The organism is Aeromonas diversa CDC 2478-85 (genome assembly GCF_000819805.1).
GTDB classification, from domain to species: Bacteria; Pseudomonadota; Gammaproteobacteria; order Enterobacterales; family Aeromonadaceae; genus Aeromonas; species Aeromonas diversa.
In genome coordinates, this window is record NZ_CDCE01000029.1 from 117,275 (window position 1) to 131,274 (window position 14,000).

A 14,000-nucleotide genomic window follows, 5' to 3' on the forward strand; every position below is an offset into this window, starting at 1 on the left:
AGGGTGAGGGGGCCGAGCTAAAAATAAAAGGAGCCGACAAGGCTCCTTTTGCATCTCTCTGGCGCTTAGAGTCGCGCCATGACCGCTTGGGTAAACTCGTCGGTGCTGGCGGTACCACCCAGATCGCGGGTGACATTCTGGCCAGCCTCTATGGTGTCACGCACCGCGCTCAGAATACGCTCCGCCTTGTCCTGCATGCCGAGATACTCCAGCATCTGCACCGAGGCGAGGATCACCGAGGTGGGGTTGGCGATATTCTTGCCGGCGATATCCGGGGCAGAGCCATGTACCGCCTCGAAGATGGCGGCGCCACTGCCGATGTTGGCGCCCGGCGCCATGCCAAGACCCCCGACCAGACCGGCGCAGAGATCCGAGAGGATGTCGCCAAACAGGTTGGTGGTGACGATGACGTCGAAGCGCTCGGGGTACATCACCAGATTCATACAGGCGGCGTCGACGATCATCTCCTCGCACTGGATCTCCGGATGGCGTGCCGCCACCTGGCGGGCCACCTCCAGGAAGAGACCGGACGTGGATTTGAGGATGTTGGCCTTGTGCACCACGGTGACCTTCTGGCGGCCCTCTTTCTTGGCCAGATCGAAGGCAAACTCGACGATGCGCTCAGCCCCCTCACGGGTGACGATACTCATCGCTTCGGCGCTGTTGTTGTCTTCGCTACGGCGTTGACCGGCACCTGAATACATCCCCTCGGTATTCTCGCGCACCGTGATGATGTCGATATTCTCGTAACGGCTTTTGGTGCCCTTGAAGGAGATTACCGGGCGCACGTTGGCGTAGAGGTTGAACTTCTTGCGCAGGGAGACGTTGATGGAGGTAAAGCCGCCACCGACCGGCGTGGTCAGTGGGCCCTTGAGGGTCACCTTGTTCTGATCGATGAGATCCAGGGTTGCCTGGGGCAGCAGTTCGCCATGTTTTTCGAGTGCGGTCAGGCCAGCATCGGCGTAGTCGTAGTCGAAATCGCAGCCCGCCTTGCGCAGGATCTGGATGGCGGAGTCGATGATGCTGGGGCCGATGCCGTCACCCGGGATGACGGTGATTCTTGTTTTGGACATAGGGCACTTCCGAGGTACAGAAAGGAGTAGAAGTCGGTGCCTCTTATACCATTTTGGAAACATTTACTCCATTTTTCTTTACAACCTGGCGCCATATTGACCGGGTTTAGGTCAGCCGGGAGGGGGCAGTCTCAGGTCTTTGAGGTTAAAACCGAGTTCGATGTCGTCTCGCAGCCGTACCAGTTCAAAGGCCAAGCGTGCCTCATCCCCGTGGGCCTGCACCTTTTTAACCCCTTTATCGTCGCTCTGCAGCGCCAACAGGGCCGCCAGGCTGCCGTGCGCCTGCAGCAGAGAGGCGGCGCTCTTTGGCCCAATGCCGGGCACCCCCTTGATGCCGCTGCCGGCGACACCGGTCAGAGCCCAGTAGTCGACCAGCTGGGTCGGCGTCACGCCAAACTGGCTCTCGACGAAGGGCAGATCGAGCCAGCGTTTGTTGAAGTAGTCGCGGATGCGGATCTCGGGGCAGAGCAGTTGGCAGAAGCCCTTGTCGGTCGACACTATGGTCACACACTGGCCGTGGCGGGCCACCTTGCGCGCCAGGGTGGCGATCAGGTCATCGGCCTCATCGGTTTCTGAAAGCAGGGCATCGATGCCGAGTTCCCAGAAGGCATCCTGCAGGCTCTCCAGTCCCGCACGCAGCTCGGGCGGCATGGGAGTTCTCCCCTCCTTGTAGGCGGGAAAGCGCGCCTTGCGCCAACCGGTGACTTCGGCATCGAAGACGGCGATAGCGTGGGTGGGTGTCGCCTGGTTGAGGAGCTTGCGGGTGGTATTGAGCAGGGTGGCCCTAGTGGCGATAACCGCTTTATCCGGTGTCAGGGACTGACCGGCCTGCACCGCGTGAATGCGGCGGATGAGGTTGAGGGCATCGATGATCAGCAGGTGGGACATGGTCGGCTCGCTCGGTTCGGGCCAGCCATTGTAACAAAAGGGGGCGCCTGGCGCCCCCTTCGGGTCTTCGCAGCTTATCGGACTATCTCGTAACAAGGCACGTAGGCGCTGCCGGGCAGCTTCATACGCTGCTGCTTGACGAAGTTTTGCAGCAACTTGTCCATCAACAGCATCAACTCCTTATCGCCATGGATCTTGAAGGGGCCTTTCTTCTCGATGGCGCGGATCCCCCCTTCCTTGACGTTCCCGGCCACGATGCCGGAGAAGGCGCGCCGCAAGTTGGCCGCCAGGGATTGTGGGGGCTGGTTACGATGCAGATTGAGGCTGCCCATGGTTTCGTGGTTAGGCTCGAAGGGGAGCTGGAACTCAGGCTCTATCTTGAGTGACCAGTTGAAGGAGTAGGCGTCCCCCACCGACTTGCGATATTCGCGGATCTTGGGCATCGCCTCTCTCATGGTGCGAGCCACTTCTGCCGCATCACCGATGATGATGCGATAGAGGCGGGTAGCCGCCTCGCCCAGGGTGGCGCGTACGAAGTCGTCGATGGCCGTGAAGTAGTCGGCGCTCTCTTTGGGGCCCGTCAGTATGATGGGAATAGGCTGACGCTCGTTGGCCGGATTCATCATGATACCGAGCAGGTAGAGCAGCTCTTCGGCCGTCCCCACCCCGCCGGGGAAGATGATGATGCCGTGGCCGAGGCGCACGAAGGCCTCGAGGCGCTTCTCTATGTCCGGCAGGATCACCAGCTCGTTGACGATGGGGTTGGGCGGCTCGGCGGCGATGATCGAGGGTTCGGTCAGGCCTATGTAGCGGCTGTTCTTGATGCGCTGTTTGGCATGGCCCACGGCGGCACCCTTCATCGGCCCCTCCATGGCGCCCGGCCCACAGCCGGTACAGATGTTGAGTTCGCGCAGCCCCAGCTCGTTGCCGACGGCGCGGGTATAGCGGTACTCCACCTCATTGATGGAGTGGCCACCCCAGCAGACCACCAGATTGGGGTCGGCGCCGGGCAGGATCGCCTTGGCGTTGCGCAGGATGGCAAACACCACGTTGGTAATGTGGGTGGAGTTGGTCAGGTTAACCTGGCGATTGGACTCGAGTTGATTCGATACGTAGAGGATATCGCGCAGCACAGAGAAGAGGTGCTCCTGAATACCGCGAATGATCTCGCCATCGACGAAGGCGTGTTCGGGGGCGTTGAACAGCTCCAGCTTGACCCCCCGCTCGCGGCGAATGACATGAATGTCGAAGCTCTTGTAACGCTCCAGTATCTCCTTGGAGCTGTCGGTGTGGCTGCCGGAGTTCAGTACCGCGAGGGAGCAGTTACGAAACAGCTGATAGATATCGCTGGTGGCGGTCTGCTTCAGGCGATCCACCTCGAGCTGTGACAGCAGATCCATGCTGCCAACCGGATTGATGTGGGTGATCATAGGGCCCCCTTAGGGTTGTTCTTATCATTCTTCCTGATTCATCAAAGGGATACCGTTAGGTATCCCTTCAATCCGATACTAGATGCAAGAGGGGGAAAAGGGGAATAGGGGGCGCGCTCGTCTGCTGTTTTTTTGCGCGCCCTCGGTCAGAGCACCACGTTGACCTGATCCCGGCCGGAGTGCTTGGAGTTATAGAGTGCCTGATCGGCACGCTCGAAGGCATCCGTGGGCTGATCTCCTTCCTTGAACAGGGTGGCCCCTATCGAGATGGTGATCTCTACCCGGGCATCCTTGAAGCGGAACGGGATGCTCTTGATGGTGTGGCGCAGCTTGTCGAGCGGTTTCAGGAACTTGTCCGGATTGATATTGGGCAGCAGGATCACAAACTCTTCGCCGCCGAAGCGGGCGATGAAGTCGGTATCGCGCAGGGCGCGTTGCAGCGCCTTGGCCACCACCTTCAGTGCCTTGTCGCCGGCCATGTGGCCGTAGTTGTCGTTGATGGTCTTGAAGTGGTCGATGTCCACCACCGCCAGGCAGAGGGGGGTCTGGTAGCGCAGCCAGCGCTTGTACTCCAGCTCGAGCCGCTCGTCGAGTGCCGCCCGGTTGTGTACCTGGGTCAGGCTGTCGAGAAAGAGCTTGTGCTTTTGGATGGTCAGACGCTTCTTGTATTCGGCGGTCTCATCCTTCATCAGCCGCAGTTTGGCCTCCATGGCGGAGAGTCGGGTCATCAGGCCCCGCTCGCGCTGGTAGAGGGCATCTCGTTCGCTGAGCAGATGAGAGATGGCGTCCATGTGGCGATGGATGGCGAGCTTGAGCTCTTCGACCGTCTGCTGGTTGCCGAGCGTCTTGCCGATCGCCTGCAGCTCCTTGTTGAGCGCCTGACGGCTGAGGGTGGTCTCATCTTGCAGGCTGCGCCCCTCGTCGAGGGTCTCGGTGAAGCTGAAGTGAACGGCGTTGAGGCTCTCGTTGAGGCTGCTGAGGAAGGAGTGAGAGGCTTTGCGCTCCTCACGGGTGCCCTGAATGATAAGACCGATCACCTGAAGGGCGAGGCCCGCCAGGCTCTCGAGCGGTACCCCTTGCAGTAGCTCGCGGCGGATGCTGTCCAGCTGCTCGCCAACCTGGCCGGCGAAATCGAGTTCTGTGATGAGACGTTGCAGCTCGTCGGCCAGCTCGTTGTCGGCGCCCTCTTCGGGCAAGGCGTTGAGCTGGGCGGCAGACTCGGTTATCAAGGGGGTGTGATTGGGCTGGTATTTCAACGCTTGCTGGTAGTACTCCAGCAGCTTCAACACCTTGCGATGGTAATCCCCAAAGCTGTAACCGTCGTCGGCGAGCAGGTGGTCGCGCAGCGCCTGACAGGCCTTCTCGGGAAATTCCCGCACCGGACGGATATTCTTGGCACCGAAGAGGACGGCCTCACGCACCGAGTCGATAGAGTCTTGAACTGCATCGGAGTGGCGTTGCAGCAGGCGCTCAATCAGCACCAGCTCGGCATCGAGTGTGGTGTAGTTATGGTTGACGTCGAGCCTTTGCTTGAGCTTGGCGAGGCGAGTATCGAGTTCACGGTCATGACCCCGGCAGGCCAGCATTAATTTGTTGATGAATTGAGTGATCCGGGTGCGCTCGGCGACCGTCTGCTCTCTCAACTCGCTCAGCTTAACTCTCAGCTCGTTCATCTGTTCTGCCGAAGTGGCCATGTCCTTCATAAAAGAGGTCACCTGTCGTTGTTATTATGCATCAAAAACGGTCTCATCATGGGTGCCCAGATGCCTGCTTCCTGGTCAGCATATGCCACTCAATCCACTGTTTTTCATGTGAAGAATTCACTTTAACCAGTCCTTTGTCAATTGCCATCAGACAGCGTTCCCAGACATCCCCATGGAAGAAGGCGGCTTGCTGGCAATCGACGGCGGCCAGCTCGACCCAGGCCGCCCAGTCATCGTATCGGCTGGCCGAAACGGCGCCAGCCAGAGCCAGGTAGCAGAGGTCAAACAGACGGCGGTGATCGAAGGCGCCGGCGGCCTTGGGCAGGAAGGGATAACTGATGATGCCAAGGGCAATACGGCGATCGAGGTCCAAGTCGCTTGGGAAGGCGTCCAGCCAGGCGATGAGCTCACCGGCCAGGTGGGGGAGGTCAGTCACATGACGCTGGGGAATGACATAGAGCAGGTGTCCCTCGCGCAGGTCATAGATGCGACCATCCTGGGGCTTGCCCTCCTCCAGATAGCGTCCAAATGCCTGTTCCAGCTCGCAGGCCACCTGATGCCCGAATCGTTCGCGGCAATCGACCAGGAAGGGGACCTTGAACAGCAGGTAGTGAAGCTTGTCATCAAACGCCTTCTCCCCCTGCTCGGCCAGATACCAGAGATCCGAGCTCTGCTGGCGTTTGGCCATCTCCTCGGGGGTGCGTTGCAGCAGGCGAAGCCAGTTGGGTAGCCCGGTTCGCGCCTCTCTTTGCAATGCCCGGCCCAGCGCCTTGTTCTGTTGGCGCAGGTTCTGCAGCTTGAGCCAGAGAGTGAAAAACAGCCAGATGAAGAGCGCCAGCGAGAGGCCGGTCAGGATAGAGGTCCACTGGTAGCGCTGGCGAGAGCGCTGCTCTTCCTTGAGGGTCTTGTCGAGCTGGCTGATCTGCTGCTCCCGCTCGACGCGTTGGTAGTGCTCCTCCAGGCCATCCTGATAGAGCTCGGTCTGCTGCTGGCGCACCTGCTCGCTGCTCTGGTGGAACAACTTGTAACTGGCCAGTGCCTGTTGGTAGAAGCCTTTCTGTTCGTAGGCGCCGGCCAAGAGATGATAGAGGGCGATCTGCCGCTGCTTGTCGGCGAGTTGGTTGGCCAGGGTCAGGGCATTTTCGAGCTGCAAGATGGCGATGCCCGACTCCCGCTGGCGCAAGTGCAACTCCCCGAGCAGCTGCAAGGTATCGACCAGGGCTGCCTTATTGCCACCCAACTCGTAGGCCTGGCGGGCGGCGTTGAGGTAGTTGCGAGCCAGCACCAGATTGCCGGCCTGCAGATAGGTCTTGCCAATTTCAAACGTCAACCCGGCGCCCTGCTCCTGAGGCGTCCTGTCGTCTTGCAGATCCAGGGCGTTGAAGAAGTAGACCAGCGCCATGTTGAGATCGCCCAGCTCCCGGTTGAGCTGAGCCAGGGCGATCAGGGCCTGCTGGAGGGGGCGGGGGTCCCCCAGGCTCTGATAGTGATCGGCCGAGGCACTGGCAAACTCGAGCGCCTTCTTGAGGTTACCCTCGTCGCGATAGAGGGCGGCAATCTGGGCGGTCAGCATGCCGAGGAAGAAGTGCTGCTCCATGCCCTCGACGCGCTTGAGGGCCCCCAGATACTGGCCCAGGGCCATCTCGGGTTGGCGTATGGCCAGATAGAAGTCACCCTGTACCGCACCATACCAGGCCAGCTGCACCGGATCGGCGCTCTTCTCGGCCGCCTTCTTGCTGCGTGCGAGCAGCTCTTTGGCCTGCTCACGCTGGTGATGGGCGATAGCGAGGGAGGCTTCCAGCAGGTGAACATAGACCTGCAGCGGGTGGACGCGCAGAACAGGCTCGGCGAGCAGGCGATCGAGCTCTCCCAACAGGGGGCTGATCTCGTGGCGACGGGCCTCATCCCGTGCCAAGAGGCGGGCATGAAGGTAAAGCGTACTGGCACGCTGCCCGGTAAAGCCCTCTTTCTGTGCGACGTCATGAGCCTGAGTCAAGGTGGCCAAGGCAGTGACAAGATCATTGGCCTGGGCCAGGCAGATGCCTTTGAGCATCAGGGCGGCATTGACCTGTTCCTGGGTGCGGTAATTGAGCAGGGGCTCTCGATAGGAGTTGGCCTGACTGCTGCTAAGAACCTGGGTTGGATTGTCGCCGATACGCTGCAAGAAGGCGTCGGTGAGTCGCACGCACTCGCGGGGCTGGCTGAAGGCTTGGGCCTGCGCCGAGATAAGCTCACTGGGCAGGGATGTCTTGGCCAGCTCCAGTTCCGGAGTGGACAGGGAAGACATCATCATGGCCAGAAAGAGCAGTTGGTTCATTATCAGTCACAGCGCGCAAGGGGTCACGGCATGTTAGCCAAGGGGCCCCTTGCGCGTCCAGCGCTGGAAAAGATTACTGGCGAATCAGTCGGATATTCGCGGGGGAGTGCTCAAAATCGCTGCGATATGGATTGATGTCCAGGCCACCGCGACGGGTATAGCGAGCATAGACGGTGAGCCGCTGGCAGCCGCACAGGCTCTTCAGATCGGTAAAGATCCGCTCGACGCACTGTTCATGGAACTCGTTATGCTGGCGAAACGAGATGAGGTAGCGCAGCAGTTTCTCGCGGTCGATGCGTGGCCCCCGGTAATGGATCACCACAGAGCCCCAGTCCGGCTGGGAGGTCACCAGGCAGTTGGACTTCAGCAGGTGGCTGTGCAGGGTCTCTTCCACCTCGTCGCCATCGGCGGCCCCCTCGAGCCAGCGGGTATCGAAGTGATAGTCGTTCACTTCGATATCGAGATCGTCGATGCACTCACCGGGCAGGGTGGCGATGGTGGCGGGGGCCTCATCGAGGCGCCACAGGGTCACGCTCACCGGCGCCCCGGCGCAGGCGCCGAGATCCTGCTCGAGCAGGGCCTGCACGGCGGCCAGACTCTCGCAGCGGGTCTGGTTGAAGGAGTTGAGATAGAGTTTGAATGATTTGGATTCGATCAGGTTCGCGCTGGTGGCGGGGATACGCGCCTCCCCGAGAGCGACTACGGGTTTACCCTTGCCATCGAGCCAGGAGAGCTCATAGAGGGTCCAGATGTCCTCACCCTGAAACGGCAGGGGATCGCTCAAGGCCAGATCGTCGCGATTGAGGCTGCGTGGGACGGGTTGCAGCAGACTCGGGGTGTAGCTGCTGATGTAGTCGGATTTCTGGCCGAGGGAGAGGCCAGCCAGCGCCTTGGCGCCAGCGTAACGGTCTTGGTTGGTCATGGTGTGGTTGTCGCATAAAATGACAGGCTTTGGCGGCAATTGTGGTGAATTTGCATGACGGATCAAGTGTTGTGTGCGCTGGCGGCGCTGTTTGTTCGCTGGCAGCAGGAGGGTGAGAGCCGGGGCAGCCTGCCCCTGTGCGAGTTTGAAGCCGGTTGGCGATCCCCCTGCGAGCTCGGTGACCCCCATGGCGGACAGGTCGCCTGGCGCCCCACCGAGCGCAGCAAACCGGAGGACTTCACTCCCCTAGAGCAGGCCCTCGAGCTCACCCTGCACCCCTCCATCCAAGCCTTCTATGGTCACTGGTTCAGCCGTCCGCTCACCCTCTGGTTCAAGGGGCTGCGCCTTTGCCTCATTCAGCCCTGGAATCAGCAGGATCTCGACCTCCTCAAGGAGAACCTGATCGGCCACCTGCTGATGCAGCGCAAGCTGGGGCGCACGCCGACCCTGTTTTTGGCCAGCTGCCGCGACGAGATGGGCATCATCAGTCTCGACAACGACAGCGGTGAGGTGCTATTCGAGCGTCTCGACAGCAACCGGCGCACCGTCATCAGCCCGGATCTGGCGAGCTTCCTGGGGCGCCTGATCCCCTGAGCTGTTAAGGTTTAATCCTTGAAATCCCAGGAGATGTTGGAGACCAGGCGGCAGGTGTCGCACTTGAAGTCGAAGATCTCGTGCAATGGTTCGGCCAGGCGCCACGGCCCGCCGCACTGGGGACAGGGGCGGGTGAGCTCCTCGTCCCGGTTGCCGCCGACCCGGTAGAGGTAGTAGTAGGTCGGCGTCTTGGTCAGGAATTCGATGCGTTTGCACAGATCCCAGCCGCGGCGATGCAGCCGGCTGCCCACCTCGCCAATCTCGTGCAAGGCCGCATGCTCGGCGATAGAGCCGTTCATCTGCAGCTGATCGCACGCTTCCCAATCCTCCTGCCACTTGATCACCTGCTTGTGATCCCCGTTGGCTATCGGCGGGATGCGGTAGAGCGGGATCGGGGCGAAATGCTCGCCGCAGCGCAGGGGCGAGCAGGTGTGCAGGAAGCTGGTGTAGAGCACCTGCCAGCTTGGGCGCTCGCACGGGTCCGTGCTGTCGGAGAAGAGGTCCGGGCCATCCAGCGTCACTTTCGGGGCGAGCAGACCGGCGTCGCTGAGGCGCCGCTCGGCCAGCTGAACCTGCTCACTGTGATGGCGCGGATGCAGGCTCTCCGGCTCGGGGCAGACCACCCGGCTCTTGAACCACCCCTCCTGTACGCTGGTGGGCAGCTCGCGCCCGATGATCTGGCCGTTGTAGCGCAGGGCATCGAGGTAGCCGAGGATGGCCTGCTCGGCGCGGGAGAGGGTGGTGTCTTCGAAGCACTCGAAGATGAGGTCGACAAGGTACATGAAGGGTCCAACGGGCGGGATGGCCGCCTCTAGCGTGATTGCAGCAGGGTGATCAGGGTGTCGAGTTTGGCCTCGATGCGATCGAGGCGCGCCTCCAGGCTCTCGGCGGGACGCTGGGCGGGCTCGGGGGGCGGCAGGGCGGCGGTTTGCCCCTGCTTCCAGCTGGCCAGCACCGACATCAGTTCGGCCATGGGGACCGGCTCGCCGAGGCGAGCCTTGACCATGGCGGTGGTCGGGGTGGTGCCCCGCTCGGCCAATTCGTTGGCGATACGCAAGATAGCGTCGCGGTGAGACATCGATTTCTCCATGGCAGGGTTAGCGGCGCAGCATTCGATCCAGCTCGTCGATGCAGCTCGACCAGTCCGAGTCGTTATAGAGGGCGTCGCGCAAAAAATCGGCCTGCGCCCGGCTCCAGAAGGGGGCCTCGGGCAACAGCGTGTGTTGGTCGAGGGTGTGGCTATTGATAAAACGGCGGATGCTGAGCTCGTCGGCCGGCAGCCCTAACTGCGCGAACAGGTTGCTCAGGGTATGGTACGGGCTCTCCATGGATCTCGCCTCCAGCTTGACTGGATCTGAGTATAGTTCTGCCTCCATGACCCTCCCCGAGCGGTCGTTGCCGCTCATGCGAAAAGGCGGGAGATCGATCCCCTCGATCTGGTTGCCACGCAGGCGCAGCAGGCCCGTGTAGTGGCTCTCTCCGTCGCTTGAGAACTCGAACTGGTAGCAGTTGACCAGGCCGAAGGGGGCGCGCCGCCAGCGGCGATGGCTCAGGGCGACCGAGAGCAGCTGCAGGCCGTTGGACTTGCAATAGCGGCGCAGCGCCATGGCGGCGAGCTCGCTCTTTTGTCGCTCGCGCCAGAACAGGGCTGCCCCGAGCAGGAGCAGCAGGATCAGCCAGAGTTCGAGGCTCATTGCTCGCGCGCCGCTTTAAACAGCTCGCCGATGGCCTGGCCCAGGACCTCGCTGCGGTTGGGATCGCGCAGTTTGCCCAGCAGCAGCGCACGCAGGGCGGGCAGGGTGACCAGCTCGGCAAAGAGTTGGCCAAAGAGGCGCGTATCGAGCGCGGCCAGCGCCTCGAGGAAGGCGCCAAGCAGGGCCTCGTCCTCCAGATCGCCGGGCAGGCGTCCGGCGACAGCCAGCAGCAGGGCCGGGCTCGGATGGGTGGCGAGCAGGGTCAGCAGCTTGGCCCGGCGCAGGGCCTGGGGCGGGCAGGAGGCCTGAGCACGGCACAGGTGGGCCAGGGTCTCGTCGCTTGGCTCGGCGCGCTCCTGCTCCTGATTGATGCGCTCTATCAGGGCCCCTTGCAAGGCGGGCGGAAGAGCGACCGACTCCAGCGCCTGGCACAGGGCGTGCAGCACGGGCTCGGGCAGGCGCGGCAGGCTCTTGCACACCAGCGGCAGTATGTCCGGATCGCTCACCCGCTCGGCCAGGTCGGCAAACCCTTGCAGACCGAGTTGCTGCCAGCTATCGCCCTGAGGGTCGGCGAGATAGCCGCACAGGGGGGCGAGGTAGGCCGAAGAGGGTTGGGCCAGCTGGCGTGACAGGCGGGCGTGCAGGGCCGCCATCTTGGCTTCGGCCGGGCGGAAGGTCCAGGGGTTGTTGGCCAGCTTTTCGGCCTTGGCCTCGTCGAGCTCACCGGTGAGCTGATAGCCCAGGGTCTCGACCACCAGATCCATGAATTGCTTGGGGCCGGCGCCCATCAGCAGGCCCTGCTCGTCGAGCGGGAAGGTGAGGAACCACAGGTAGTGCTTGCCCCCTTCTTGATAGAAATGCACCGCCAGCCAGGCCTTCTGTTGCAGGGGCCAGGGGTAGGGCTCTTCCTGGCGCTCGATGCGCTCGAAATGGGCACGCTCCAGCGGACGCAGCTGGCGGCCCAGATCGAACAGTTGAAATTCGGTGCCGGCCTGGGTCAGGAATTGGGTCAGGGTGTCGATGGTGGGCATGCCTTGCTCTCGGGTCTGAGGTTTGGTGCCCGATTATAGGGAGCCTGAGGGCCGGCGCAAACCGTTCCCTGCGGTGCATAATCAAAAGAGCCCACCCTGCCGTGCCGAGGCGGCGGCATGGTATAGTAACGCCCCCCTGCGCCCCCGCGCGCCTGGTAAATAAGGAACAACCCATGTTCAACAAGCACCTGCTGGTCTCCGATCTGCTCATGGAGCTGACCGTGGAGATGCAGCGCATCGGTCGCTGGCAGAGTGAGGCACCGAGTGCCGAGGCCCTGGCCAGCCAGCTCCCCTTCTGCGTCGACACCCTCAGCTTCGATCAATGGATCCAGTTCATCCTGATCCCGCGCATGCAGCTGCTGGTCATGCAGGAGGCCGAGTTGCCGAGCAATGTCTCCCTCTACCCCATGGCCACCGAATTCTACAAGGAGGAGCTGGCCGAGGTGGAGGATCTGCTGCGCCTCATCGGTCGCTTCGATCTGCTGCTCTCTGGCAAAGTGGTGGATCGATGACGCTCGAGCTTCTCTATCAGGACGACTGGCTGGTGGCGGTCAACAAGCCCTCCGGCCTCCTGGTACACCGCAGCTGGCTCGACAAGCACGAGACCCGCTTCGCCATGCAGATGACCCGGGATCTGATCGGCGGTCGCCACGTCTATCCGGTGCACCGGCTCGATCGCCCCACCTCGGGGGTGCTGTTGTTTGCCCTCGACCCGCAGACCGCCCGCACCCTGACCGAGGCCTTTGCCAACCGCCAGGTGCACAAGGAGTACCTGGCCCTGGTGCGCGGCTGGGTACCCGAGCAGGGGCTCATCGACTATCCGCTCAAGGAGCAGCTCGACAAGATTGCCGACGCCTTCAGCAGCCCCGACAAGCCGGCCCAGGACGCGGTCACCAGCTATCGCCGCCTGCAACGGGTGGAGTTGCCCCACGCGGTCTCGAAGAAGCATCCCACCAGTCGCTACAGCCTGGTGCGGCTGCACCCGTACACAGGTCGCAAGCACCAGCTGCGCCGCCACCTGGACCACATCTTCCATCCCATCATAGGGGACACCACCCACGGTGACGGGCGCCACAATCGCTTCTTCAAACAGGAGCTGGGCTCGGATCGGCTGTTGCTTATCTCGCGCAACCTGAGCTTTACCCATCCGGTGCTCAAGGTGCCGATGCGCATCCAGGCGCCGCTTGGGCGCGAGGTGCTGGCCCTGTTTGAGCGCCTCGGCTGGCCGGCCAGCGAGAGTGACTATTGAGCCTCCCCTGTGTCATGCTGTGACCGGTTCATAACACGACAAGGAGCGGGGCATGGCGCGGATCGATCTGTTTGTGGGGACTGTGTACGGCTCGGCGGCCCTGGTGGCCGAGCGGTTGTCAGCCGAGCTGGAGGGGCGTGGCCACAGGGTCACCATCAACGAAGAGGCGCGGGCCAAGCACCTCTCGCCGGAGCGCTTCCTGCTGCTGGTGACCTCCACCACGGGGCAGGGGGACATCCCCGACAACCTGGCTCCGTTTGCCGATGATCTGCGCAACAAGGCGCCCTGGCTCTCTCCTCTGCAATACGCCCTGATTGCCATGGGCGACAGCGCCTACGGCGACACCTTCTGCGGCGCCGGCCGCACCCTCGATGGCTTGCTGCAGGAGCTGGGAGCCCGCCCCCTGGTGCCACACCTCGAGATCGACGCCAGTGAAGAGGACGAGCCCGAGCGCCCGGCCCTGACCTGGCTCAAGGGGTGGGCCGCCAGGCTCGACACGCTCTGAGCGCAGCATGAGAAAGGGGCCCGAGGGCCCCTTTTTGATTGCCGATCATCCCCTGGTTGCCAGCCACTCGGGGCGCAGCAGGGCGTAGTGGGCGAGGGAGATGAAGCGATCCCCCTTGCGTTCGACCTCCCGCGCCGTCCCCTCATGGCAAAACCCCCAGCGCTCGAGGAGCCGGGCCGAGGCGCCGTTCTCGAGCTCCACCTCGGCGTGCAGGCGATGCAGGTTTGTGCCGGTGAACACCCGCTCGAGAAACAGCCCCATAGCCTCGCTCATCAGCCCCTGGCCCCAGTATTCGGGATAGAGCCAGTAGCCTATCTCGGCGCGTCTGTGCTCCGGGTCCCGGCCGTTATAGCCGATCGCCCCTATGGTCTCGCCCCGCGCCGGGTGCTCGACGATCCACCAGTGGCCCAGGCCGCTTCGGGTGAGCTCGGCATACCACTGCATCTGGGCGGCGCACTCGTCCAGGGAGGCGTAGCTGATCCCGTAGTGAGCGATGACGCTGGGGTCTGACAGTCCCCGGTACACGGCGGGCAGGTCGGTCGCCACGATTTCCCGCAGGCCTATTCTCTGACGCAGACGTACTCGTGTGTGCAT

At 62.5% G+C, this 14,000-nt stretch carries 15 protein-coding genes and 1 pseudogene; 4 read left to right on the forward strand and 12 right to left on the reverse strand.

The window, feature by feature from the left end:
- Window positions 1–65 precede the first annotated feature (65 nt).
- The 6 genes from BN1121_RS09960 to queF all read right to left on the reverse strand — a co-directional run bounded on the left by BN1121_RS09960 (window position 66) and on the right by queF (window position 8,333).
- Window positions 66–1,073: an isocitrate dehydrogenase gene (locus BN1121_RS09960; RefSeq protein ID WP_005349156.1), complete on the reverse strand. Its 1,008-nt coding sequence runs from the start codon at window positions 1,071–1,073 to the stop codon at window positions 66–68.
- Between the two features lie 111 nt (window positions 1,074–1,184).
- Entirely contained in the window at window positions 1,185–1,961 is a 777-nt protein-coding gene (gene xni / locus BN1121_RS09965; protein WP_005349159.1) for a flap endonuclease Xni, read from the reverse strand.
- 74 nt (window positions 1,962–2,035) lie between these two features.
- Complete coding sequence (gene ppnN, locus BN1121_RS09970; RefSeq protein WP_005349161.1) at window positions 2,036–3,391, reverse strand: nucleotide 5'-monophosphate nucleosidase PpnN; 1,356 nt, start codon at window positions 3,389–3,391, stop codon at window positions 2,036–2,038.
- A 146-nt stretch (window positions 3,392–3,537) separates the two neighbouring features.
- Window positions 3,538–5,094, reverse strand: coding sequence for a GGDEF domain-containing protein (locus BN1121_RS09975; RefSeq protein WP_005349163.1), 1,557 nt, complete (start codon window positions 5,092–5,094; stop codon window positions 3,538–3,540).
- 46 nt (window positions 5,095–5,140) lie between these two features.
- Window positions 5,141–7,411, reverse strand: a complete 2,271-nt coding sequence (locus BN1121_RS09980) for a tetratricopeptide repeat protein (RefSeq protein ID WP_005349166.1) — start codon at window positions 7,409–7,411, stop codon at window positions 5,141–5,143.
- Between the two features lie 73 nt (window positions 7,412–7,484).
- Window positions 7,485–8,333 (reverse strand): NADPH-dependent 7-cyano-7-deazaguanine reductase QueF, encoded by an 849-nt coding sequence (gene queF / locus BN1121_RS09985; protein WP_005349182.1) that lies wholly within the window; start codon window positions 8,331–8,333, stop codon window positions 7,485–7,487.
- Window positions 8,334–8,387: 54 nt separating this feature from the next.
- On the opposite strand from queF, the gene syd reads away from it, so the two are divergent.
- Window positions 8,388–8,927, forward strand: coding sequence for a SecY-interacting protein (gene syd / locus BN1121_RS09990; protein WP_005349184.1), 540 nt, complete (start codon window positions 8,388–8,390; stop codon window positions 8,925–8,927).
- Between the two features lie 11 nt (window positions 8,928–8,938).
- On the opposite strand, the gene BN1121_RS09995 is transcribed toward syd, so the two are convergent.
- The 5 genes and pseudogenes from BN1121_RS09995 to BN1121_RS10015 all read right to left on the reverse strand — a co-directional run bounded on the left by BN1121_RS09995 (window position 8,939) and on the right by BN1121_RS10015 (window position 11,652).
- Window positions 8,939–9,709 (reverse strand): Zn-ribbon-containing protein, encoded by a 771-nt coding sequence (locus tag BN1121_RS09995; protein WP_005349186.1) that lies wholly within the window; start codon window positions 9,707–9,709, stop codon window positions 8,939–8,941.
- Window positions 9,710–9,738: 29 nt separating this feature from the next.
- Window positions 9,739–10,005: a hypothetical protein gene (locus tag BN1121_RS10000; RefSeq protein WP_005349187.1), complete on the reverse strand. Its 267-nt coding sequence runs from the start codon at window positions 10,003–10,005 to the stop codon at window positions 9,739–9,741.
- Window positions 10,006–10,024: 19 nt separating this feature from the next.
- Window positions 10,025–10,255 carry a DUF2789 domain-containing protein gene (locus BN1121_RS20310; RefSeq protein WP_043157225.1) on the reverse strand — a complete coding sequence of 77 codons (231 nt, stop codon included), beginning with the start codon at window positions 10,253–10,255 and terminating at the stop codon, window positions 10,025–10,027.
- A gap of 96 nt (window positions 10,256–10,351) precedes the next feature.
- A pseudogene (locus BN1121_RS20315) lies at window positions 10,352–10,621 on the reverse strand (DUF3301 domain-containing protein); the annotation flags it as partial.
- Window positions 10,618–11,652: a DUF3549 family protein gene (locus BN1121_RS10015; RefSeq protein WP_005349190.1), complete on the reverse strand. Its 1,035-nt coding sequence runs from the start codon at window positions 11,650–11,652 to the stop codon at window positions 10,618–10,620. The pseudogene BN1121_RS20315 and the gene BN1121_RS10015, both read right to left, overlap by 4 nt.
- A gap of 173 nt (window positions 11,653–11,825) precedes the next feature.
- Between BN1121_RS10015 and BN1121_RS10020 the strand changes: the two genes are divergently transcribed.
- The 3 genes from BN1121_RS10020 to BN1121_RS10030 are packed head-to-tail and all read left to right on the forward strand — an operon-like array spanning window position 11,826 to window position 13,406.
- Window positions 11,826–12,164 carry a YqcC family protein gene (locus BN1121_RS10020; protein WP_005349191.1) on the forward strand — a complete coding sequence of 113 codons (339 nt, stop codon included), beginning with the start codon at window positions 11,826–11,828 and terminating at the stop codon, window positions 12,162–12,164.
- The gene (gene truC / locus BN1121_RS10025; RefSeq protein WP_005349193.1) at window positions 12,161–12,901 is read left to right on the forward strand and encodes a tRNA pseudouridine(65) synthase TruC; all 741 of its coding nucleotides are present in this window, start codon (window positions 12,161–12,163) and stop codon (window positions 12,899–12,901) included. Before BN1121_RS10020 ends, truC begins: the two co-directional genes overlap by 4 nt.
- A 52-nt stretch (window positions 12,902–12,953) precedes the next feature.
- Window positions 12,954–13,406 carry a flavodoxin gene (locus tag BN1121_RS10030; RefSeq protein ID WP_005349195.1) on the forward strand — a complete coding sequence of 151 codons (453 nt, stop codon included), beginning with the start codon at window positions 12,954–12,956 and terminating at the stop codon, window positions 13,404–13,406.
- Window positions 13,407–13,451: 45 nt separating this feature from the next.
- On the opposite strand, the gene BN1121_RS10035 is transcribed toward BN1121_RS10030, so the two are convergent.
- Entirely contained in the window at window positions 13,452–14,000 is a 549-nt protein-coding gene (locus tag BN1121_RS10035) for a GNAT family N-acetyltransferase (RefSeq protein WP_005349213.1), read from the reverse strand.

Bases quoted from the DNA above. Each gene is read 5' to 3' on its own strand.
- BN1121_RS09980 (WP_005349166.1), bottom strand. From the start codon at position 7,411: ATGAACCAACTGCTCTTTCTGGCCATGATGATGTCTTCCCTGTCCACT.
- xni (WP_005349159.1), bottom strand. From the start codon at position 1,961: ATGTCCCACCTGCTGATCATCGATGCCCTCAACCTCATCCGCCGCATT.
- BN1121_RS10035 (WP_005349213.1), bottom strand. From the start codon at position 14,000: ATGCACACACGAGTACGTCTGCGTCAGAGAATAGGCCTGCGGGAAATC.
- BN1121_RS10030 (WP_005349195.1), top strand. From the start codon at position 12,954: ATGGCGCGGATCGATCTGTTTGTGGGGACTGTGTACGGCTCGGCGGCC.
- BN1121_RS09960 (WP_005349156.1), bottom strand. From the start codon at position 1,073: ATGTCCAAAACAAGAATCACCGTCATCCCGGGTGACGGCATCGGCCCC.
- BN1121_RS09975 (WP_005349163.1), bottom strand. From the start codon at position 5,094: ATGAAGGACATGGCCACTTCGGCAGAACAGATGAACGAGCTGAGAGTT.
- queF (WP_005349182.1), bottom strand. From the start codon at position 8,333: ATGACCAACCAAGACCGTTACGCTGGCGCCAAGGCGCTGGCTGGCCTC.
- truC (WP_005349193.1), top strand. From the start codon at position 12,161: ATGACGCTCGAGCTTCTCTATCAGGACGACTGGCTGGTGGCGGTCAAC.
- BN1121_RS10020 (WP_005349191.1), top strand. From the start codon at position 11,826: ATGTTCAACAAGCACCTGCTGGTCTCCGATCTGCTCATGGAGCTGACC.
- BN1121_RS10015 (WP_005349190.1), bottom strand. From the start codon at position 11,652: ATGCCCACCATCGACACCCTGACCCAATTCCTGACCCAGGCCGGCACC.
- BN1121_RS10000 (WP_005349187.1), bottom strand. From the start codon at position 10,005: ATGTCTCACCGCGACGCTATCTTGCGTATCGCCAACGAATTGGCCGAG.
- syd (WP_005349184.1), top strand. From the start codon at position 8,388: ATGACGGATCAAGTGTTGTGTGCGCTGGCGGCGCTGTTTGTTCGCTGG.
- BN1121_RS20310 (WP_043157225.1), bottom strand. From the start codon at position 10,255: ATGGAGAGCCCGTACCATACCCTGAGCAACCTGTTCGCGCAGTTAGGG.
- ppnN (WP_005349161.1), bottom strand. From the start codon at position 3,391: ATGATCACCCACATCAATCCGGTTGGCAGCATGGATCTGCTGTCACAG.
- BN1121_RS09995 (WP_005349186.1), bottom strand. From the start codon at position 9,709: ATGTACCTTGTCGACCTCATCTTCGAGTGCTTCGAAGACACCACCCTC.